The organism is Rhodoferax sp. GW821-FHT07F03, assembly GCF_059418745.1.
Map to the genome: position 1 here is coordinate 103,001 of NZ_JBWKQM010000007.1, position 20,824 is coordinate 123,824.

Annotated in this window: 20 protein-coding genes; 9 read left to right on the top strand and 11 right to left on the bottom strand. The window is 63.1% G+C overall.

The features are described 5' to 3' along the window. The first annotated feature begins 4 nt into the window (after positions 1-4). Complete coding sequence (locus tag AC07R0_RS12065) at positions 5-1,270, top strand: Zn-dependent hydrolase (protein WP_495104994.1); 1,266 nt, start codon at positions 5-7, stop codon at positions 1,268-1,270. A gap of 271 nt (positions 1,271-1,541) precedes the next feature. Next, positions 1,542-2,033, top strand: a complete 492-nt coding sequence (locus AC07R0_RS12070; RefSeq protein WP_495104995.1) for a DUF4365 domain-containing protein — start codon at positions 1,542-1,544, stop codon at positions 2,031-2,033. Positions 2,034-2,063: 30 nt separating this feature from the next. Here the strand turns inward: AC07R0_RS12070 and AC07R0_RS12075 are convergent, their stop codons facing one another. After that, entirely contained in the window at positions 2,064-2,561 is a 498-nt protein-coding gene (locus AC07R0_RS12075) for a GNAT family N-acetyltransferase (RefSeq protein WP_495104996.1), read from the bottom strand. Further along, complete coding sequence (locus AC07R0_RS12080; RefSeq protein WP_495104997.1) at positions 2,558-2,860, bottom strand: type II toxin-antitoxin system TacA family antitoxin; 303 nt, start codon at positions 2,858-2,860, stop codon at positions 2,558-2,560. Before AC07R0_RS12080 ends, AC07R0_RS12075 begins: the two co-directional genes overlap by 4 nt. Before the next feature lie 209 nt (positions 2,861-3,069). Between AC07R0_RS12080 and AC07R0_RS12085 the strand changes: the two genes are divergently transcribed. Beyond that, positions 3,070-3,309 (top strand): type II toxin-antitoxin system ParD family antitoxin, encoded by a 240-nt coding sequence (locus AC07R0_RS12085; protein WP_495104998.1) that lies wholly within the window; start codon positions 3,070-3,072, stop codon positions 3,307-3,309. A 468-nt stretch (positions 3,310-3,777) separates the two neighbouring features. On the opposite strand, the gene AC07R0_RS12090 is transcribed toward AC07R0_RS12085, so the two are convergent. Then, positions 3,778-5,256, bottom strand: coding sequence for an aldehyde dehydrogenase family protein (locus AC07R0_RS12090; protein WP_495104999.1), 1,479 nt, complete (start codon positions 5,254-5,256; stop codon positions 3,778-3,780). Positions 5,257-5,336: 80 nt separating this feature from the next. Beyond that, on the bottom strand, positions 5,337-6,512 hold the full coding sequence (locus tag AC07R0_RS12095) for an iron-containing alcohol dehydrogenase (RefSeq protein ID WP_495105000.1): 1,176 nt from the start codon (positions 6,510-6,512) through the stop codon (positions 5,337-5,339). A 605-nt stretch (positions 6,513-7,117) separates the two neighbouring features. Here AC07R0_RS12095 and AC07R0_RS12100 point away from each other — a divergent pair. Further along, complete coding sequence (locus AC07R0_RS12100) at positions 7,118-7,582, top strand: Lrp/AsnC family transcriptional regulator (RefSeq protein WP_495105001.1); 465 nt, start codon at positions 7,118-7,120, stop codon at positions 7,580-7,582. Between the two features lie 25 nt (positions 7,583-7,607). On the opposite strand, the gene AC07R0_RS12105 is transcribed toward AC07R0_RS12100, so the two are convergent. The 4 genes from AC07R0_RS12105 to AC07R0_RS12120 are packed head-to-tail and all read right to left on the bottom strand — an operon-like array spanning position 7,608 to position 11,734. Continuing rightward, positions 7,608-8,447, bottom strand: a complete 840-nt coding sequence (locus tag AC07R0_RS12105; protein ID WP_495105002.1) for a fumarylacetoacetate hydrolase family protein — start codon at positions 8,445-8,447, stop codon at positions 7,608-7,610. Beyond that, a complete protein-coding gene (locus tag AC07R0_RS12110; RefSeq protein ID WP_495105003.1) occupies positions 8,444-10,108 on the bottom strand; it encodes a bifunctional 3-(3-hydroxy-phenyl)propionate/3-hydroxycinnamic acid hydroxylase in 1,665 nt (554 codons plus the stop codon). Before AC07R0_RS12110 ends, AC07R0_RS12105 begins: the two co-directional genes overlap by 4 nt. Then, positions 10,105-10,890 (bottom strand): IclR family transcriptional regulator, encoded by a 786-nt coding sequence (locus AC07R0_RS12115; protein ID WP_495105004.1) that lies wholly within the window; start codon positions 10,888-10,890, stop codon positions 10,105-10,107. Before AC07R0_RS12115 ends, AC07R0_RS12110 begins: the two co-directional genes overlap by 4 nt. Before the next feature lie 7 nt (positions 10,891-10,897). Next, on the bottom strand, positions 10,898-11,734 hold the full coding sequence (locus AC07R0_RS12120) for a VOC family protein (protein ID WP_495105005.1): 837 nt from the start codon (positions 11,732-11,734) through the stop codon (positions 10,898-10,900). A gap of 265 nt (positions 11,735-11,999) precedes the next feature. Between AC07R0_RS12120 and AC07R0_RS12125 the strand changes: the two genes are divergently transcribed. The 3 genes from AC07R0_RS12125 to AC07R0_RS12135 are packed head-to-tail and all read left to right on the top strand — an operon-like array spanning position 12,000 to position 16,145. Beyond that, positions 12,000-13,184 (top strand): MFS transporter, encoded by a 1,185-nt coding sequence (locus AC07R0_RS12125; RefSeq protein ID WP_495105006.1) that lies wholly within the window; start codon positions 12,000-12,002, stop codon positions 13,182-13,184. Between the two features lie 45 nt (positions 13,185-13,229). Then, positions 13,230-14,687 (top strand): carotenoid oxygenase family protein, encoded by a 1,458-nt coding sequence (locus AC07R0_RS12130; RefSeq protein WP_495105007.1) that lies wholly within the window; start codon positions 13,230-13,232, stop codon positions 14,685-14,687. Between the two features lie 9 nt (positions 14,688-14,696). Beyond that, positions 14,697-16,145: an aldehyde dehydrogenase gene (locus AC07R0_RS12135; RefSeq protein WP_495105008.1), complete on the top strand. Its 1,449-nt coding sequence runs from the start codon at positions 14,697-14,699 to the stop codon at positions 16,143-16,145. Positions 16,146-16,147: 2 nt separating this feature from the next. Here the strand turns inward: AC07R0_RS12135 and AC07R0_RS12140 are convergent, their stop codons facing one another. After that, on the bottom strand, positions 16,148-17,128 hold the full coding sequence (locus AC07R0_RS12140; RefSeq protein WP_495096225.1) for a helix-turn-helix domain-containing protein: 981 nt from the start codon (positions 17,126-17,128) through the stop codon (positions 16,148-16,150). A gap of 235 nt (positions 17,129-17,363) precedes the next feature. Here AC07R0_RS12140 and AC07R0_RS12145 point away from each other — a divergent pair, with 235 nt between their 5' ends. Beyond that, entirely contained in the window at positions 17,364-18,350 is a 987-nt protein-coding gene (locus tag AC07R0_RS12145) for a SphA family protein (RefSeq protein WP_495105009.1), read from the top strand. 82 nt (positions 18,351-18,432) lie between these two features. On the opposite strand, the gene AC07R0_RS12150 is transcribed toward AC07R0_RS12145, so the two are convergent. Together AC07R0_RS12150 and AC07R0_RS12155 are read right to left on the bottom strand one after the other, a co-directional pair. Then, the gene (locus AC07R0_RS12150; RefSeq protein ID WP_495075722.1) at positions 18,433-18,843 is read right to left on the bottom strand and encodes a hypothetical protein; all 411 of its coding nucleotides are present in this window, start codon (positions 18,841-18,843) and stop codon (positions 18,433-18,435) included. A gap of 37 nt (positions 18,844-18,880) precedes the next feature. Continuing rightward, the gene (locus AC07R0_RS12155) at positions 18,881-19,762 is read right to left on the bottom strand and encodes an aldo/keto reductase family oxidoreductase (RefSeq protein ID WP_495105010.1); all 882 of its coding nucleotides are present in this window, start codon (positions 19,760-19,762) and stop codon (positions 18,881-18,883) included. Positions 19,763-19,855: 93 nt separating this feature from the next. On the opposite strand from AC07R0_RS12155, the gene AC07R0_RS12160 reads away from it, so the two are divergent. Then, complete coding sequence (locus AC07R0_RS12160) at positions 19,856-20,758, top strand: LysR family transcriptional regulator (protein WP_495105011.1); 903 nt, start codon at positions 19,856-19,858, stop codon at positions 20,756-20,758. Positions 20,759-20,824 lie beyond the last annotated feature (66 nt).

The following is a 20,824-nucleotide window of genomic DNA, read 5'->3' on the forward strand; positions in this document are numbered from 1 at the left end:
CCATATGGACACCGCACTCGCCCCTCTTTCCGAAAAAATCCAGGCCTTGCGCATCAACGGCGACCGCTTGTGGTCCTCGCTGATGGAGCTGGCCCAGATCGGCGCCACGCCCAAGGGCGGCGTCTGCCGCCTGGCCCTGACCGAGCTGGACAAACAAGGCCGCGACCTGGTCACCCGCTGGGCCACAGAGGCCGGCATGACCGTCACCATCGACAAGATCGGCAACGGCTTCATGCGCCGCCCTGGCCGCAACAACAGCCTGCCACCCATCATGACCGGCAGCCACATCGACACCCAGCCGACAGGCGGCAAGTTCGACGGCAACTACGGCGTGCTGGCCGGTATCGAGGTGGTACGCACGCTGAACGACCACGGCATCGAGACCGAGGCGCCGATTGAAGTCGCGTTCTGGACCAACGAAGAGGGCTCGCGTTTTGTGCCGGTGATGATGGGCTCGGGCGTGTTCGCCAAGGCCTTCACGCTGGAGCATGCCTACGCTGCGGTGGACACCGAGGGCAAGAGCGTGCAAAGCGAGCTGCAGAGCATCGGCTACATCGGCGACCAGGAGCCCGGCGACCACCCGATTGGCGCGTACTTTGAAACCCACATCGAGCAAGGCCCGGTGCTGGAAGACAACGACGTGACCATCGGCGTGGTGCAGGGCGTGCTGGGCATCCGCTGGTTCGACTGCACCGTCACCGGCATGGAAGCCCACGCCGGCCCCACGCCCATGGCGCTGCGCAAAGACGCCATGCTGGCCGCCACCCGCATCATGCAAGACGTAGTGGCCGCAGCCCACCGCCACCCGCCGCACGGCCGTGGCACCGTGGGCATGGTCCAGGTGTTCCCGAACAGCCGCAACGTGATTCCCGGCCGCGTGAAGTTCAGCATCGACCTGCGCAACAGCACCGACGCACTGGTAGACCAGATGGTCGAAGAAGTCAAAGCCTTTGCCGCTACCGTGGCCACAGAGCACGGCGTGGACGTGAAGATCGAGATGGTCTCCAGCTACAACGCGATCGCCTTCCACGACAACTGCGTGGACGCCGTGGCCCGCGCCGCCAAAAGCCTGGGTTACTCCAACATGCCCGTCGTATCCGGCGCCGGCCACGACGCCGTCTACATGGCCAAGCTGACCTCCAGCGGCATGATCTTCATCCCCTGCAAAGACGGCATCAGCCACAACGAGATCGAGGATGCCAAGCCGGAGCACATTACCGCTGGGTGCAATGTGCTGTTGCATGCGATGTTGGAGCGGGCGGGGACTTGAATTGCTGTATTTAAGCGGAATTGGCCTCTTGTGCTGGTGGAATCAGCGTAAGCAGCTCCTTATTTGGTAGCAAATTGGGGCCACTTTTTTGAGACTGTTATTTGCTAGATTCTGGTTAAATCAACCATATTAGATAAACCCAGGAATCAAAGACTCAGAGCCATTCTCAAGAGAAATTCATGACTAGCAAGTCCCGTGGATCCCAGATTTGCTCGCGGGCATTACGACGTAGTCAGGCTAGCTACTCATAAACAATATTCCATCGACATCCATGGCTACTCAGTTTCCAAAGCGCCCAAGAGCGCATCAATTAGAGACTGAGTCAAATCAGTTCTTCCGCAACAACTTAGAAGTCGGGTGGACATGCGACGAACCAAATAATGACTACGGTGTTGATCTACGCATTGGCTTAGCTAACAAAGACTATCTCAACGGCCAAGCATTCGTGGTTCAGCTCAAGGCAAGTGATAACGCACCTAAAGGCCCCACAGTAACCGTCCGACTTAAAGTTACGACGTTCAACTATCTACGTCAGCTCCTTGAGGTGGCGGTAATCGTCAAGTATGTCTCGTCCGAGCAAGAGGCCTATTGGCTTTTGTTGAAAGATGTACCCCAACCCAAAAGGGACCAAACTACGATTACTGTTCGCATTCCCCGAACGAACGCGCTATCCCTGCGACCTTGGGAACAGATTGGTGAGTATGTCGGTATGGTTCACCACAAAAAGCTTGGTGCCATGCACCTGCCGAACGCCGCTTCCTAGCGACGGCCTCCAGCATCCACTCCGACAAGCTCACCCCACCCACCGCTTCGCATCCTTCAACAGCAGCAGCAACTGCTGTGGCCGCAAATCCGAACCCTCGAACCCAAACCGGACATAGAACTGAGCGGCCTGTTCGTCAATGGGGTGCGTAAGCATGGCACGGATACCGGCCTGCTCGGCCACCAACACGGTGCGACGGATGGCATCTTGCAGCAGGCCGACACCCAGGCCTTGTTTTTGGTGGCGCAAGGACACTGCCAAGCGCGCCAAAATCACCACAGGAATCGGGTACTGGCCCATGCCTTTGCGCACCCGCTCAGGCGCGTCCACGGGTTCGACCTGGCCGACTGTCAGGCTGTAGTAGGCGGCGATGCTCTCGCCATCCAACACCACGTAGGTCTTGGCGGAACCGCTGGCCTGGGCTTGCCGGGCATGCCGCAACAACCATTCGTTGAGCGCGGGCTTGCCGCAATCAAACGGCTCCAGAACGTGTTGTGCGGTCAGCGGCTGCGGGCCGCTCAAGCTCACAGCGTAGCCCAGGGAGCAGGCCGAGAAAACAGGTCACGCAAGCCCGCGTTGTCTTGCGCCGGGCGGTCCAACAAAGCCAGGAAATCCTCGTACTGCAGGCCCGAAACGGTGAACAGACGCTGGTCTATCAAGGTCTGTTCGGCAGCGCGGCAAGCGCTGTCGAGGATGTAGTCGGTCAAGGATTTATGCGCCACGTCCGCCGCGCGGCGCAACACTGCCTCCTGGGCCGGCGTGGCACGCAGACCCAAGCGTGCAGAACGGGGGTTGGGGGCGAAAGGATCGACAGTGACAGCGCTCATGGCTTTAACTCGGGGAAGCAAATGGAGATACCGATGTTAGTACAAACGGCGTACATTGTCGAATAACCCTAAATCCGGCAGTTACCCCGGTACGAATCGATCCGGTCGGTGCCTCGGCGGTAGCGGGCGGGTGATTTTGGCTGCAACGTAGTCCAGCAACGTCCTCTATCGATCCGTCTGATTTTGCCAAAATCCATAGGATTACTGGTATGAGCACCATGAATATTTCCCTGTCCGACAGCCTCAAGGATTTCGTGGACACGCAAGTCAATTCGCGAGGCTATGAAACCAGCAGCGAGTACGTGCGCGAGCTGATCCGCAAGGACCAAGACCGGCAACAGTTGCGCGGTCTGTTGCTGGCAGGTGCCCAGTCAGCACCTGCAACGCCTGCAGATACCGCCTACTTCGACGCCCTGCGCCAGCGCATCAGCAACAAGAAATCCAAGTGAAGCCCAAGGCGCTGGACGACGTGGACCAGGCCATCACGCATTACCTGGAACAAGACGCCGGGGCAGCGGTGCTGGGTTTTGTGGATGCGTTGGAGCGTGCCTATATCCATATCGGCAAGCACCCCGCCACAAGGTCCCCACGCTACGCGCATGCCTTAGTCTCAGCAAGTATCCCTACCTGGTTTTCTATGTTGAGCGCACTGACCATATCGACGTATGGCGCGTGCTCCATGTGCAGCGCGACATCCCAGCCTGGATGGCCGATGGCTCGGAAGACGAGTAGGCGCCAATCGCCCCCAAAGTACCCCCACAATTCCTTGAGGTTAAATCGTGCTCCAGCGCACATAAAACCTGCGCAAGCAGCTCTCAAATTAAGAGCAACCGGATTCTTCCAAAGTAGCAAGGAGTCTGGGCGATGGAACCCCTATCGCACACACCTCGCTGCTGGGCAGCAAGGTGTCGCCATGGTCAATACATGCCGACTTTGGATTCGGCCATGCTAATGAAGATGTTTTTGCACTGAGAGTAGTGGTCCAGCATCATCTTGTGGTTCTCGCGGCCAATGCCGGATTTTTTGTAGCCGCCAAACGGCGCGTGCGCGGGAAGTTGGTTGTAGGTGTTGACCCACATACGCCCGGTCTCTACGCCCATGGCCACGCGCAATGCGCGGTTGAGGTCGCGGGTCCAGACGGCGCCTGCCAGTCCGTATTCGCTGTCGTTGGCCATGGCGATGACTTCATCCACCTCGGTGAATTTGACCACCGTGGCCACGGGGCCAAAGATTTCCTCTTGCGAGAGCCGGGCCTGGTTGTTGCGCACCGCGATGAGCGTCGGGCGCATGAAGCATCCATTTGCCAGCTCGCCCTCGGTGACGGCCGAGCCGCCGGCCAGCACCTCACCTTCTTTGCGGCCAATGTCCACATATTCCAGGATGCCGTTGAGCTGCTTGCGGTTGACTTGCGGGCCCATTTGCGTACCGCTGAGCCAGGGCAGATTGACGTTGACCTTGTTGAACGCCTTGACGGTTTCGTCCACAAACTTGTTGTAGATGTCGGCGTGCACAAACAGGCGCGAGCCGGCGCAGCAGACCTGTCCCTGGTTAAAAAGAATGCCCAGTTGTACGCCTTCCAGGGCCTTGTCCCAAGGTGCATCGGGGAAGATGATGTTGGCCGATTTGCCGCCCAACTCCAGCGTGGCGGGGATGAGCTTTTTGGCGGCGGCCTCGGCCACGGTGTAGCCCACATCGGTAGAGCCGGTAAACGCCAGCTTGCGGAAACCCTCGTGTTGCAGCATGTAGTCGCCAGTGGTGGAGCCCTTGCCGGTGACCACGTTGACCACGCCTTTGGGCAAGATGTCGGCCAAGATCTTGGCCAGCTCCAGCAGGCTCAAAGGTGTGTCGGACGAGGGCTTTATCACGATGCAATTGCCTGCGGCCAGCGCGGGCGAAATCTTCCACGCCGCCATCAGCAGCGGGAAGTTCCACGGAATGATTTGCCCAATCACGCCCAGCGGTTCGCGCATCACCAGGCTCAGCGTGTCTTTGTCCAGCAGCGTGGAGCTACCTTCTTCGGTGCGGATCGCAGCGGCAAAGTATCGGAAATGGTCAATCGACAAGGGCACATCCGCGCCGGTGGTTTCGCGCAGCGGTTTGCCGTTGTCCAGCGTCTCCACCATGGCCAGGTGCTGGGCCTTGGCCTCCATTGCATCGGCGATTCTGGTGAGATAGGCAGCGCGCTCGGTGGGGCTGGTGTGCTTCCAGGTGGCAAATGCATCCCAGGCGGCTTTGACGGCGGCGTCCACGTCTTCTTTGTCAGCCGCAGCACAGGTGGCCAAGCGCTCGCCGGTGGAGGGGCTGAAGGTTTCGAAGGTCTTGCCCGAGGCGCCATCCACCCATTCTCCGTTGATGAAAAGCTGGTAATTGCTATCGATATGGTCAGAAACTTTCACTACATTCTCCAGACCTGCACGTTATAAAAAAACACGCCCATCGACTTGTGCAGGAAAGCAATGACGGGCGCCTTTAACTCTTAGGCGACCAGCGCTACCTTGAAGATGTCCACGACCTGCGCCAGCGTGGCGGTGCGCGGGTTGGTCAGTTGGCAGGCATCCTTCTTGGCGTTGACGGCCATGACTTCCAGGTCTTTTTCCAGCACGCCCAAGGCGGTAAGGTTTGGGGGAATGCCCACATCCCGCGCCAGGCGGCGGATGGCGCTGATGGCCTTCTCGGCTGCGGCGATGGTGGACAGGCCGCGGGTGTTTTCTCCCAAGGCCTGCGCAATGTCGGCAAAGCGCTGCGGGCACGCAATCAGGTTGAAGGTGCACACCTCGGGCAGCAATACGGCATTGCACACCCCATGCGGCAGGTTGTAGAAGCCACCCAACTGGTGCGCCATGGCGTGCACATAGCCCAGGCTGGCACTGTTGAAGGCCATGCCCGCCAGGTACTCGGCGTAAGCCATCTTGTCGCGCGCCTGTACGTTGGTGCCGCAAGCCACAGCCGGGCGCAGCCATTCGGAAATCAGGCGGATGGCCTGCAACGCACACGCATCGGTAATAGGTGTGGCAATGGTGGACACATAGGCTTCAATGGCGTGTGTCAAAGCGTCCATGCCGGTGGCGGCGGTCAGGCCGGGGGGCATGTCCACCATCAACAGCGGGTCGTTGATGGCGATATTGGGTGTGCAGCGCCAGTCCACCAGCGCCATCTTCACATGCGTGTCGGTGTTGGTGATGATGCAAAACCGCGTCATCTCTGCGGCGGTACCAGCTGTGGTGTTGACCGCCAGAAACGGCGGCATGGGCTTGGTCGTTTTGTCCAGACCTTCGTAGTCCCGAATGTGGCCGCCATTGCCAATCACCATGCCAATGCCCTTGCCACAGTCATGTGCGCTACCACCGCCCAGCGTGACGATGGAGTCACAGCCTTTAGCCTGGTACAGCTTCACACCGTCATGCACATTGCGGTCCGTGGGATTGGGCTCGGCCCCGCCAAATACAGTAACCTGGATGTCCGCCGCTTCCAGCATCTGCGTGACCTTGGCCGCCAGGCCCAGCTTCACCATGCCGGCGTCGGTGCACAGAAAGGTATGGCGGGCCCCCAGGGACTTGGCCTGCGGCCCAATCTCCTTGGCGCAACCCACACCCATCAAAGCTACCGTGGGCGTAAAAAAACCAAATGTTTGTTCAACAACTGACATATTCATCTCCAGTGACACACCGTTAAATCCCTTAGCTGGCCTGCGATCACTGTGGTTTTAAAGAGGCAACCAACGACTGCAGGCTGACCAGCCCGTAACGCGCGCTTGGCAGCGCGCACCATGTCACTCTAGGCCTGCCACCAGCCGGCTTCAGTGACCTAGATCAACAAACGACGGTTCTGTGGAAATGGGGCAAGCGGGCCGGGTTTGTGTCCGCAGGATATAGGTCGAAATGGCCTCTGGCGCAGTATTTACCTACGGTAGTAGCTATCTATTTGGTAGCAATCGCGAAGACGAACCTCACTCGGCCACCCTGCAAACCTTTGGGCCAGGGGCAAGTAAAGATGGGGAGCGGAATGTCCGCACGGCGCTGGATGGGGAGGGGGAAGCATGCTCCCCGGGCCTGGATACGCCCGGGGATTCGGCTTGGTGGTCGCGACCTTTGTGGGGTCGGTGGGTGCGCTGCTGGCTTGTGACCAGGGTGGCGGGGGTCTGTGTGTTGCAGAGACTTCAGTGTAGGCCAAGGCCAGGGGCAGAATATTGCGTTATTGGCTCTAAATTCTTTATTCTTGGCATAATCTGCCAAAATTCTTAAGATTCAAGGCATACACATGGATTTAGACCGGTATGACAGGCAAATTCTGGATATTCTGCAGGTCGATGGCCGGGTCAACAACCAGGACCTGGCGGACCGCATTGGCTTGTCGCCCTCGCCCTGCCTGCGGCGGGTGCGGGCGCTGGAAGAGTCCGGCCTGATTCTGGGCTACCGCGCCCTGCTGGATGCGAAGAAGCTGGGGCTGTCGCTGATGGCGCTGGTGCACATCTCCATGGACCGGCACACGCCGGAACGCTTCGCCAACTTCGAGGCCTCGGTAAACGTATTGCCCGAGGTGCTGGAGTGCTTGCTGATCACCGGCCAGTCTGCCGACTACCAGATCAAGGTGGCGGTGCGCGACATGGACCACTACCAGGACTTGCTGCTGAACAAGCTGACGCGCATTGAGGGCGTGACCGGTGTGCATTCCAGCTTTGTGCTGCGTAGGGTGGTGGACAGGACGGCGCTGGCGCTGGCCTGAGCCCGCCCCCGGCAAGCCGGCGGGTTCAACCAGGGTCGCGCTCTACCGTATTCGTCAGCACGCCCACCTGGCTGACCTCCACCTCGACGCGGTCGCCCGGTTGCATCCACACGGGGGGATTGCGCTTTGCGCCCACACCACCGGGGGTGCCGGTGACGATCACATCCCCGGGCTGCAGCGTGGTGAAGGTGGAGATGTAGTGGATCAGCACCGGAATGGGGAAGATCATCGACGCGGTGGTGGTGCGCTGCATGGTCTCGCCGTTGAGGCGCGTCTCCAGCGTCAGTTCGGCGCCGTCGGCGATCTCGCCGCGCGTCACCAGCCAGGGGCCAAAGGCGCCAGTACCTGTGAAGTTCTTGCCAGCGGTGAACTGCAGGGTATGGCGCTGCCAATCACGGATGGAGCCGTCGTTGTAAGCGCTGTAGCCGGCCACATGCTCCCATGCGTCTTCCTCGCGGATACGGCGCCCGGCCTTGCCGATAACGATGGCGATCTCGCCCTCATAGTCCAACTGGGTGGATTCAGGCGGCAGCAAGATAGCCTGGCCATGGGCCGTCTGCGATTCAGCCACCCGCATAAACAGCAGGGGGAACTGGGTCTTGTCGCGTGCGGTCTCGATGCGGTGTTCCTCGTAGTTGTGGCCTACGCAAAAAATCTTGCCCGGTGCGGGAATCACCGGCAGGAACACGATGTCGGCCAGCGGCAACACGGCCGCACTGGCCTCGGCGGCGATGGCATCCAGCTGGCCCGCTTGCAGCGCGCTCAGCAAGCTCGGGTAGCGGGCACTGCCCAAGGGCTGCACGCCGGCATCGGTGACCATACCCCAGCCGGGTTGGTCTTGGTAGAGATAACTGATCAGTTTCATGCTGCGCTTTCTAAAGTAACGGTAGGTCGATTGAAATAAGGGGCCAGTTGCTGTAGGCGCTGTTGGTCCGGTGTGCCAGCGCAGCCAAGGTAGGCCAGCACATAGCGGTCGGGCCGCAGCAGCAGGGCGCGGGCACTGGCGCTGCGCAGGATGTTTTCCAGCACGCCCTCCACGTCGCGCAGCACGGCGTCCACGCCGTCAACGGCGGGCAGAAAGTCGTCCTGCTGCGCCACCACGCGCAAGGTGCGGCAGGGCAGGTGAAAACCAGTAGGCAACGGGGCATCGGCCAGGCCCAGCCATACAAAGCCGTGGCCCAGCAGGTCGTCCAGCGGCACGTGGGCGCCACCGGGCAGCTCCACCTGCGGCTGGGGTAGCAGTTGGCCCGCGGGCACCAGTGCATCGGCATGTTCGCCAGACACAAAGAAGCCTTCAAAAAAGCGCGGCTTGGGTTTGAACTTGAGGTGCAGCACATAGTCGCGCACCGGCCTATACAGGCTGCACAACTTCAGCGCGCCCTGCGTCAGCATGGCCGCCAGTACCGACTTGGGCTGCATGAAGGTACCAATGCGCACCGCCATACGGATCAGGGACCAGGCATGGGGCTTGCGCTCCTGCGCGTAGGTAGACAGCAGGCTGGGTGCCATGTCGCCGCGCACCACGGCGGCCAGCTTCCAGGCCAGGTTGGCGGCATCGCGCACGCCGCTGTTCATACCCTGGCCGGCAAACGGTGGCGTGAGGTGGGCCGCATCGCCCGCCAGGAACACCCGGCCCGTTTGCCAACGCTCGGCCACCCGCGCGTGGAAGGCGTAGACCACCTTGCGGGCAATGGCCAGTTCCGCATCGGCCGGGTTGCGTGCGCGTATCCAGGCCCGCACGTTCGACTCGTCCAGCACCTGGTCCGGGTCTTCGCCTGCATGCAGCATGAACTCGTAGCGCAGCGTACCCTGCGGCCCGGGCAGACGGATCGCAGGCCGTGCCGGGTCGCAATAGGTGCGAGTGTGGCGAAAAGCCGAGTCGCGTTCCAGCAGGTCGACGATCAGCCATTTCTCGTCATAGGTGCTGCCCGTGAGCTGGATGCCCAGCTGCTCACGCACCGGACTGCGGCCGCCGTCGCAGGCCACCAGCCATTGGCAGCTGATGTGCTTGGTCTCGCCGCCGTGGTTGAGCTGCAGGTGCACGGCCTGGCCATCTTCGCCCTCGTCGCGGAACTGCACCAGCTCGTGGCCAAACCAGATGGCAGTGTGCGCAAAGCGCTGCAGACCATCGCGCAGCTGGCCCACCAGCAGCTGCTGGCGAAACGCATTGCGCTTGGGAAATCCGTACTCCTGGCTCTGTGGCTCGATGCGGGCGAATTCCTTGTCGCGCCACGAGTAGTAGTGCACGCCATAGCCCTGCACTACTTGCGGTAGCACCTCCCCGATCAATCCGGCGGCCTGCACAGTGCGCAAGCTCTCGTCATCGATGGTGACGGCGCGCGGCTCGCCGACCGTATTGGTGCTGCGTTCGATCACCAGCGTACGGATGCCCTGCTGGCCGAGCAGGTTGGCCAGCACCAGCCCGGTGGGGCCGGCACCGACGATGACCACGGGGAAAGATGTCTCGTCGGGCGTCTCGTCAGCCATACCAGGGGGAATAGCCGACATAGGCAGGGCTGCGTTCATGGGGTCTCCGTTTTGCTTTTGTGGGCACGCGCCTTGTCGCGCTGGTCTTGCAGCCGGCCTTCAATGCGGCCTGCCGCGCTTTGCAGGCGACTCAGCGTGGATTGACGCAATACAGCAGTCATCCGGGCGGCGGGCATCACCACGCTGAGGCTGCCCAGCAGTTGCTCACCGTCACGCAGCGCCACGGCGAAACCCACGGCGTCGGGGTCCACCTCGCCCTGGGTTATGCAGTAGCCGGTCTGGCGCAACGCGGCCAGCACTTCAAGCAGCTGGGCATAGTCATCGGGCAGACCGGCCGCTACCAGGGTTTGGCGTTCGCTGGCCCACAGCTGCTTCAGCTGGGCGGCCGGCAGACAGGCAAGAATGATCTTGGACGTGGCGCCGCGGTACAGCGGCATGGCGCGGCCGCGCTCGTAGCTCACCGACAAGGCCGGGTTCTGACCATTGACCTGGTGGATGCACATCACCTTGTTGCCGTGGAAGCGGCACAACAAAATAGTGCCACCGGTCTCATGGGCCAGCTTGCCGGGCAGTTCCTGCGCGGCTTCCAGCAGCGGATCGGTCAGGCGTATCTGCCGGTCCAGCTCGACCACCATGGGGCCGAGTACATAGCCCCGGTCGGCCACGCGTTCCAGCATGCCGGCACGGGTCAGCTGACCCAGGTCGCGGTACACGCTGGCGCGTGATACGCCGAGTTCTTCGATCAGCCATTCGGGCGATATCACAGGGCGGTCCAGGCCAAACAGGCCAAGGATGCGCAACATACGGTTGGTACTGGGCATGGTGTGCTCAGCTTCGCAAAATGGCCTTGCCCCAGAGGTTGAGCGTGCGCTCCTCGTGGGTCCACTCCCCCGCTGGGCGGCCGGGTTCGCAGTGCTCGATCTCAGCGGAAATTTCGGCCAGGTTGCCGTCCGGGTCGCGCACCATGAAGAACACGTCGTTGCCGGGCCCATGGCGGCCTATGCCCCAGACGATGGGCTCGCGTAGGCTGGCCATATGGTCGCCCCAGGCCTTCATGCTGGCCCAGTCGGGCGCTTCAAACGATTGGTGGTCGAAACAGGAGACCGGCGCAAAGAACAGCGCCAGCGCATGGTGCAGATGGTCGCTGCGCAGAAAGCAGGCCCGCAGCTGGCCTTCGGCATCGCGCACCGCGTCGGACAGCACAAAGCCCAGCTGCTCGGTATAGAAGGCCAGCATCTCCGGCAGCTGCTGCGTGCGCAAGGCGAAATGCTGCAGCGTAGCGGCCGGCAGTTCGGCATGGCCGCCGGCCAAAGGGGCGTCGTGCGGCGCAATAAAGACGATCCGGTTGCCATCGGGGTCACGCACGGCGACGGCCCCGACGGGGCAATTGGCAGGCACGGCCTGGGCTTCCATGGCCTGGATGCGTTGGCGCAGATGCTGCCAGGCAGCCGGCGTGTGCAGGGCGAACTGGGCATAGCCCAGCTGGTTGGCCGGGCCGGTGGTGATCTGCACCTGGCGGCCCGGGCCGCGGCACGCATAACCACCCTCCACCGCCTCCAGCGACATGCCATACGCAGCGCTGTAGAAGCGGGCCATGGCCAGCGGATCGGGCGAATACAAGCTGATGGTGTACAGGGCGGCCTGCAGGTCTGTCGTGTTGTGCATAGCGGCAATCAAGGTGATGAAGCAGTGCAGCGACTGTCGCCGCCATTCCCAAGACCGTCAACGCAAAGTCTCAACAGGTGAGATTTGAAAGCACATTCTCCACATCGGACCTGGCCTTGAAATACGCAGCCATGGGCCGGCTACATGGCGCCAGGGAAATCCCTGAGATGGCGCTGACACGCTCAGTCAATCCCGGCGCGCTGATGCCAGATGCATGCAGCCGTATTTCCTATTCTTGCCGGACCCTATCTACGGAGACAGTGCTATGCACGCAATGACAAAAATCGACAGCAAGACCACCATGTTCGCGCTGGCCCTTTGCATGGTGACCGCCATGGGAACCATACAGATGCAGCCCGTGCTGGGCGGCGCCCTGGTGGACCGCATGGGCATCAGCCTGCAGCAAATGGGCATGCTTTTCGGCATCGAATTGGTGTCCATGGCGTTGGCCTGCACCATCACGGCCTTTGGCGCGCACCGGCAGAACCGGCAGCATCTGATGCGCATCGCCCTGGTGGTTCTGTTGGCCTCCAACGCCTGGAGCATGGTGGCCGATAGCTTCACCCTGTTTTGCGCGGCCCGTTTGCTGTCGGGCGCTGCAGGCGGCGTGGCGCAGGCCGTGGTCTACGCCAGCACCACCTTGCGTACCCACAAAGACAAAACCTTTGCCACGCTCAACATCTGCGTCCTGCTGTGGGGTGCGATCTCACTGGGCATATTGCCGCCGGTAATTGCGGCGCACGGCATTCCCGCCGTGTTTGCTGGCTTCGCTGTGATGTGTGTGGTGAGCCTGCTGGTGTGCGGACGCATTCCTGCCCATGCGCCAGCGGCGGTAAACAGCGGTGCGGGCGCTATCGCATCCAGCCCCCTGCAGCTGAACCACATACTGCTGCTGGTGCTGGTGGTGCTGCTCTTCGCCGGACATGGTGCCCTGTGGATCTACCAGGAGCGCATCGGCAAAGCCATCGGCATCGCGCCCGATCACATCGGCATGATCCTCGGACTCAGCGTTCTGTCAGGTGCGGCGGGCGCAGCGGTGGCAGGCATGCTGGGGCAACGCATTAGCCACCGTAGCGCCCAACTGCTGGGGTTTGCGGGCTCCCTGGTGGCGACGCTGCTCATGGTCTACGGCAACAACGTGGCGGTGTATGCGCTTACCGCCTGCGTCATCATGCTGGTGTGGTTCTTCGGACTGACCTATCTGCTGACCCTGTCGGCCGATATGGACCCCACGGGCCGCTTGCCCGGCCTGGCCAATGCGGCGATCTTCATGGGCCAGGCACTGGGCCCCGCAATCGGCGCCTTCGCCGTCGGGGCCGGCAGCTTCCGCAACGTGGGCTGGGCAGCCGCCCTGGTCTACGCCATCGCGCTGGCCTTGTCTGTGGTGGTGACCTCGCGCCATGCGCACGGCAGCCATCGCCGCAGCGCTTTGCCGCTCAGCCCCACATGAAGTTGCAAGCACCCACTGTCTCTTTCCACTTAACCATCCTTAGCCATGCCTACCGATTCAAGCCCTAGCCGTAACTTCCCAGCCCTGCCGCAATTCAGCGGAATGAATGCGCCCTCGCGCATCGAATGCCACATCAAAGACCTGGAAGTCGTGGGCGAGCTGCCCCAGGCACTGCAAGGCACCTGGTACCGGTGTGGCCCCGACCCCAAATACCCACCCATGCTGGGCGACGATATCTACATCAATGGCGACGGTGCAGTGAGCGCATTCAGCTTCGCCAATGGCCGGGTGGATTTCACGATGCGCTACGTGCGCACGCAGCGTTTTGAAGCCGAGCGTGCGGCCCACCGATCCCTGTTCGGCTTGTACCGCAACCCGTTTACCGACCATGCTTCGGTGCGCGGGCTGGACCGTGGTACGGCCAACACCACGGCCTTCGTGCATGCAGGGCGCTTGTTCGCACTCAAGGAAGATAGCCTGCCCTACGAGCTGGACCCGGTGACACTGGAGACCAAGGGTAGGCACGACTTCGACGGCCAACTGCGTTCGCGCACCGTCACCGCCCACCCCAAGCGCGACCCGGAGACCGGCGAATGGCTGTTCTTTGGCTACGAGGCAGCCGGCGATGCCAGCAAGGACGTGGCCTTCTGCGTTGCCGACAAACACGGCGCACTGGTGCGCGAAGAGTGGTTCGAAGCGCCCTACGCCGCCATGCAGCACGATTTCGCGGTAACGCGCGACTACGTCATCTTCTCCGTCTTCCCCACGGTCTGCGATCTGGACCGCATGAAAGCCGGCGGCACGCACTGGATGTGGGACGGCGCTCTGGACACCTGGATAGGCGTGATGCGCCGAGACGGCTCGGTCAAAGACATGCGCTGGTTCCGCCGGCCGGCCTGCTATTCCTACCACGTGGCCAACGCCTTCAATACCGGCAGCCAGATCACCATCGACCTGTGCGTCTCGGCGCGCAATGTCTTTCCCTATGTGCCGGCGCGGGACGGCAGCGCGCACGACCCGGAGGCCAATGCGCCCTACCTCACGCGCTGGAGCTTCGACGCGGACAGCCCGGAATCCTCGTTCACCTCCCGCGTATTGAGCCCGATACCGGGAGAGCTACCGCGGATCGACGACCGCGTGTCCATGCACCCGCACCGCTTCATCTACTACGGCGGCATCGACCCCAGCAAAAGCCAGCTCGTGGCGGGCCCCATCGGCCTGGGCTCGAACCACCTGGTGCGTGTTGACACAAAAACGGGTGGCGTCACCGCCCTGTTTCTATCGGACACCACCACCTTCCAGGAGCCACAGCTGGTGCCGGTTCCCGGCGCGGAAGGCCTGCTGCTGGCCGTGGTGGACCACCACGACACGGGGCTGGCCTCCGTGGTGGTGTTGAACGCCGCCGACATCACAGCCGGCCCCATCGCGCAGATCAAGCTACCCATGCGGTTGCGCGATGCCTTTCACGGCGACTGGGCGCCCTCGCACCCCCAAACCATTTAGGAGATCCCCATGAACACTGTCCAGCTTTTGATCCAAGGCGAATCTGCCGATGCCCGCTCGGGCGCCACATTCGAGCGCCGCAACCCGGTCTCCCATGAGGTGGTTACCACGGCTGCGGCGGCCAGCCCGGCCGACGCCGTGGCGGCCGTAGTCGCGGCACAGCAGGCCTTTGCGGCGTGGTCGCAAACCGGTCCTGCCGAGAGGCGCTCGATGCTGACCAAAGCGGCTGACGAATTGGAACGCCACCAAGCGTCGCTTATTGCGACCATGGTGAGCGAAACCGGTGCCAGCGAACTCTGGGCTGGCTTCAACGCCGTCACCGCCGTGGGCATACTGCGTGAAGCGGCCGCACTCACCACCCAGATCAACGGCGAAGTCATCCCCTCCGACGTACCCGGCAACCTGGCGCTGGCCGTGCGCCAGCCGGCCGGCGTGTCACTCGGCATCGCCCCCTGGAATGCGCCGCTGATTCTGGGCGTGCGCGCCATCGCCGTGCCCCTGGCCTGCGGGAACACCGTGGTTTTCAAGGCATCGGAATCCTGCCCGGCGACCCACCGGGCCATCGCCGATGCGTTCACCCGCGCCGGCGTGCCTGCGGGCGTGGTGAACTTCATCAGCAACGCGCCTGCCGATGCGGGCGCCGTGGTGGCCGCCATGGTTGCCCACCCCGCCGTACGCCGCGTCAACTTCACGGGCTCCACCAAGGTGGGCAAGATCATCGCCGCCCAATGCGCCGAACACCTGAAGCCCGTGGTGCTGGAGCTGGGTGGCAAGGCACCGCTGGTCGTGCTCGACGATGCCGACCTGGACCAGGCCGTGGACGGCGCCATCTTTGGCGCATTCCTCAACTCGGGGCAGATCTGCATGTCCACCGAGCGCATCATCGTGGACGAGCGCATCGCGGACGAATTTGTGGCGCGGCTCGCCCGCAAGGCCCGTACGCTGACGCCCGGCGCAGCAGGCTCGGGCGCAGCCCTGGGCTCCGTCATCGACCAGACCACGGTGGACCGCTGCAATCTGCTGCTGGACGACGCGCTGCAGGCCGGTGGCCAACTGCTGTGCGGTGGCCGCGCAGACAGCACACTCATGCTGCCAACGCTGATCGACCACGTCACACCCGCCATGAAGATCTACAGCGAAGAATCCTTTGGCCCGGTCAAAGGCATCGTTCGGGTCCGTGGCATGGAAGAAGCCGTGCGCTGCGCCAATGACAACGCCTACGGCTTGTCGGCCGCCGTCTATGGCCGCGATATTGCCCGCGCGCTGCAGGTGGCGCAGCGCATTGAATCCGGCATCTGCCACATCAACGGCCCTACGGTGCACGACGAGCCGCAGATGCCGTTCGGCGGCGTCAAGGCCAGCGGCGTCGGCCGGTTTGGTGGGCGCGCCGGTATCGACGCGTTTACCGACCTGCGCTGGCTCAGCGTGCAAACCACGCCGCGGCACTATCCGATCTGAAATTACGGCGCCGCGCGGTAAGCCTTGGGGGAGACCCCCAGGCTGCTGCGGAACACCCGGCTGAAATGCGAGGAGCTGGAAAAACCCCACTGCATGGCAATGTCCGTCAACGAACGGGAGGCATGGCGCGGGTTCTTCAGGTCGCTGGCGCATTGGGCCACCCGCTGCTGCCAGATGTATTCGGAGGCGGAGCCCAGGGCATCGTCGGCAAAGGCGCGGTGCACCGTGCGCACGGAGCAGCCGCAGCCCTGCGCCACCATCTCTACGCAGAGACCGGGCTCGGCCAGATGCTTGTCGATAAAGGCCTTGAACTTGTTGCGTTGCGTGTCGCGCACCGTGTCCTTGTCCGGGGCCGCAAAGCGTTCCTGCACCGCATGCCAGGCCAGCGCCGTGATCGCATCGGCCAGGGTTTTGGCGGTGCTGGCCGGCAGCCGGTCAAACTGCCCATAGGCCTCACGGACCATGGTTTGCACCAGGCGCGAGGAACCGGTGCGCCCGTCACAGCGCGATGCGCGGGTGCGCGCAATCAGGTCCACCAGTGCAGGGTCGGAGGGGCGGGGCGGCGTCAGAATGATCTGGTCGCATCCATAGGGGTGGTCCACCACAAAGGGCTGGGCGGCGTCCAGGATGCACCAGTCGCCCGGCTCCAGCATCGCACTACGCCCGTCCTGCTCCAGCAGCGCGCAGCCTTTTTGCTGCATCAACAGCATCAGCGGACTGGGGATGTCTTCTTGCCGGGCACCCATGGCCCGGCTGAAGCGGTGTGGCGTTGCGGTCAGTCGGCAAAAGCCCGCGCCGCCCAGCATGCCGTACTCCAGGCTGCCGGAAAATGTTTGGCCCACCAGGGGCTCCCAATGGCTGGCATCGCGCAGGCGAAACGACTCTGGCGTACGCCCTACATGGGTGCTGATCAAGGCGTGCCAGGCCGGTAGCCGCTGGGACGGACTGACGGCATCTACCGAAACATGGGTGCGACTCGCCATATATGTCTCCTTCTTCTGCTCCAGCATATTCGGTATGCCGCTGGTGCGCGTCAAACCGCAGTCTCAGCATATGAGAATGCGACCCCAAATCCTGCGCCCGGGTTAACCACGACGACAGCGCGGCATGCCTGGGCAAGTGTGTCACCCACAAGCAAGCTGCATCGGCTCTCGATTTTTATCCTTCAGGCATCGGAGCACCCCGCTTCGAACTACCGCGTTCTGGAGGAGACAATTGATGAAAAACAAACATACCCACGCCACCTGGTTGATCGCTGCGGCAAGCGCCCTGGCGGCCACCGGCGTAACCGCACAAGTGCCCACCGTGAGCCAGCCCGCCGGCCTGAACCTGGGCGGCACCAGCTTCTACGACGGTTTCTCCGGCGCGCCGGGATGGACCTGGCTGAGCTGGCTACGCAACGCATCGGCGAACGCCATCAAGGACAACAGCGGCAACAACGTGGCGGCGTTCAACAGCCCCAAGATCAGCAGCACCTCGTGGGCCAACCAGCTCAGCTACTCCTCACCCACCAGCTTTGGAGGCTGGCACCCTGGCGTTACCGCCATCCTGCCGCTGGTGTCCCTCCACAGCAGCTTTGGCCCGGGAGCGTCGATGACGGATGGCGGCACCGATCTGGGCGACATCACCGTGGGCGCGTTCTTGCAAAGCGACCCGGTGATGGGGGCGCAAGGCCAGCCCGTCTTCGTCCAGCGCTTGTCCCTAGACACCATCCTGCCCACGGGCAAGTACGACCAGCACACCGACATCAACCAGAGCGCGGGCTTCGCCTCGTTGAATCCGTACTGGGCGGCCACGCTGTTCCCGGCCGACCGCTGGGAGATCAGCTGGCGGCTGCACTACCTGTACAACTTCAAGAACGACAAGCCGGCCTCCAGCAACCCGCAGCAAAGCTTCAACGGTGCCCCGCTCACCAGCACGCAGGCCGGACAGGCCAGCTGGGTGAATTTCACCGCCTCCTATGCGGTGACACCCGAAGTCAGCCTGGGCATCAACGGCTACCTGTTCCAGCAGCTGAGCGATAGCAAGGCCAACGGCAGCACGCTTGCCGACGCGAAAGAACGCGTGCTCGGCATCGGCCCCGGGCTAATGTGGCGCATCAGCCGCGACACCTCGCTCTGGGTCAACACCTACCACGAGACCCTGGTGCGCAACCGCAGCAGCGCCCCGCTCACCGCCCAGGTACGGCTGGCGATGCACTTCTAGAGATTCAAGGAAAAAAGGCCTGTAGCGCAGGTATTACCTGCGCAAGCAGCTCCTTATTTAGGAGCAAACCGGGAGCTGCCAGTTACCCCCGCAGCGCGGCGTTCTCCGCCTCCAGCTGCGCGATGCGCTGCTCGGCCGCCTGCAGCGCCTGCGTCAAGCGTTGAACCTCCGCCGCCAGGCCATCCGCCACTTCGGTGACCCGCTCGCGCGTGCCGTCGCGGGTCTGGGCCAGCTGGGCGCTGACCCCATCCAGCCAAGCCATGATCTCCACCCGCGTCGTGTCCTTGTGCACCGGGTTTTGCAGGGTGGCCTTTTTCACGTCGGCGCGGCGGCACAGTTCGGACTGGGTCACGCGACCAAAGTTGAAGGGGTAGATGCCCTGGTGCGCCGCGATCTCGGCCTCGATGTCGCGCATGGCCTTGTGCAGGCGGGCCAGCGCGGCTTCGGTGCGGGCATTGGGTTTGTCGATGGAAGGAGTCGAGTCGGTGGTCATGGCAAAAGTTTAAGCGCCCTGGCCGACCCGCGTCGCATCAGGCCGGTGGGGTTTCGCCCGCGATCTGGTCCAGCCGCGCCACAGTGCTGGACGGCAGCACCAGTTGGGCCGCGGCCAGGTTTTCGCGCAGATGCACGACCGACGAGGTTCCGGGAATCAGCAGGATATTGGGCGAGCGCTGGAGCAGCCAGGCCAGTGCGACCTGCATGGGTGTAGCGCCCAGCTCTTCGGCCACGGCGGAGAGGCCCGCCGACTGCAAGGGGCTGAAGCCACCCAGCGGGAAGAACGGCACGTAGGCCGTGCCGGCGCGGGCCAGGTCGGCGATCAGGCCGTCGTCGGCACGCTGCGCCAGGTTGTACAGGTTCTGCACGCACACAATGCGGCAGATGCTGCGCCCTTGGGCGATTTGCGTGGGCGTGGCATTGCTTAAACCGATGTGGCGCACCAGGCCCTGCTGCTGCAATTCGGCCAGCACGCTGAGCGGTTCTTCCAGCGAGCCTTCGGCCGGCCCGTAGATGCCGAACATGCAGCGCAGGTTGACTACATCGAGCACATCCAGGCTCAGATTGCGCAGATTGTCGTGTACCGCCTGAGTCAGTTCTTCGCGCGCGAAAGCCGGGTTCCAGGAGGCGTCCGCGCCGCGCCGGGCGCCGATTTTGGTGACGATGGTGAGGCCATCGCGGTAAGGCTGCAACGCCTCGCGGAGGATCTGGTTGGTGATGTGCGGGCCGTAAAAGTCGCTGGTGTCGATGTGGTTGACGCCGCTTTCCACGGCCTCGCGCAGCACGGCGATGGCCGCGTTGCGGTCCTTCGGCGGCCCGAATACGCCCGGGCCGGCGAGCTGCATGGCGCCGTATCCCAGACGCTGCACGCTGCGGTCGCCGAGTATGTAAGTTCCTGCCTGGCCAATGTCGATCATGTTCGTTCTCCTGTGGTGAGCCACGAATGTAGGGAAGAACACCGCGTACGATAAGGGGATTGAATCAGCACAGCTTGTGCGGAAAGGCGAACAATGACCGCAAACCTGGCCGACCTGACGGCCTTCGTGGCGGTGGCGCGCGCAGGCGGCTTTCGGGGCGCGGCCATGGCCAATGGCGGCAGCGCCTCCAGCCTCAGCGAAGCCGTGCGCCGGCTCGAAACCCGGCTCGGCGTACGGCTGCTCAACCGCAGCACGCGCAGCGTCGCGCTGACCGAGGCCGGCACCCGTCTGCTGGAGCGGCTGGGCCCGGCGCTGGTCGAGGTAGAGGCCGCACTGGATGTGGCCAACAGCTTTCGGGACCGGCCCGCCGGTACGCTACGGCTGAATGTGCCGCTCAGCGCGGCCCGCCTGGTGCTGCCGCGCATCGTGCCGCCATTTCTGGCCGCCTATCCCGACATCGTGCTGGAGGTGATCGCCGAAGAAAGCTTTGTCGACATGCTGGCCGAGGGCTGCGATGCGGGCATACGCTACGAGGAGCGACTGGAGCAGGACATGGTCGCCATCCCCATCGGCCCGCGTGTGCAGCGCTTTGCCGCCGCCGCCGCGCCCGCCTACCTGGACCAGCGCGGCCGCCCCGAACATCCGCGCGACCTGCTGGGCCACGCCTGCCTGCGCGGCAAGTTCGCCAGCGGCGCCATGCCGGCCTGGGAATTCGAGCGGAATGGCGAAACCATCAAGGTAGACACCAGCGGCCCGCTGATCGTCAGGATCGGCGGCGCCGTGGAACTGGCGGTGGACGCCGCCGTGGCCGGTAGCGGCGTCATCTACCTATTCGAAGACTGGTTGCGCCCCCATCTCGACAGTGGCGCCCTGGAGCCGGTGCTGCAAGCCTGGTGGCCCAGCTTCTCCGGCCCCTATCTGTACTACCCCAGCCGCCGCCAGCTGCCCGCGCCGCTGCGTGCGTTTGTCGATTTCGTCCAGGCATTGCGCCCCTAGGCGCCTGGGCCGCAGATGTACGCAAGAAATCTGCCACTAGCGCAATATCCATCTGCGCCAGCAGCT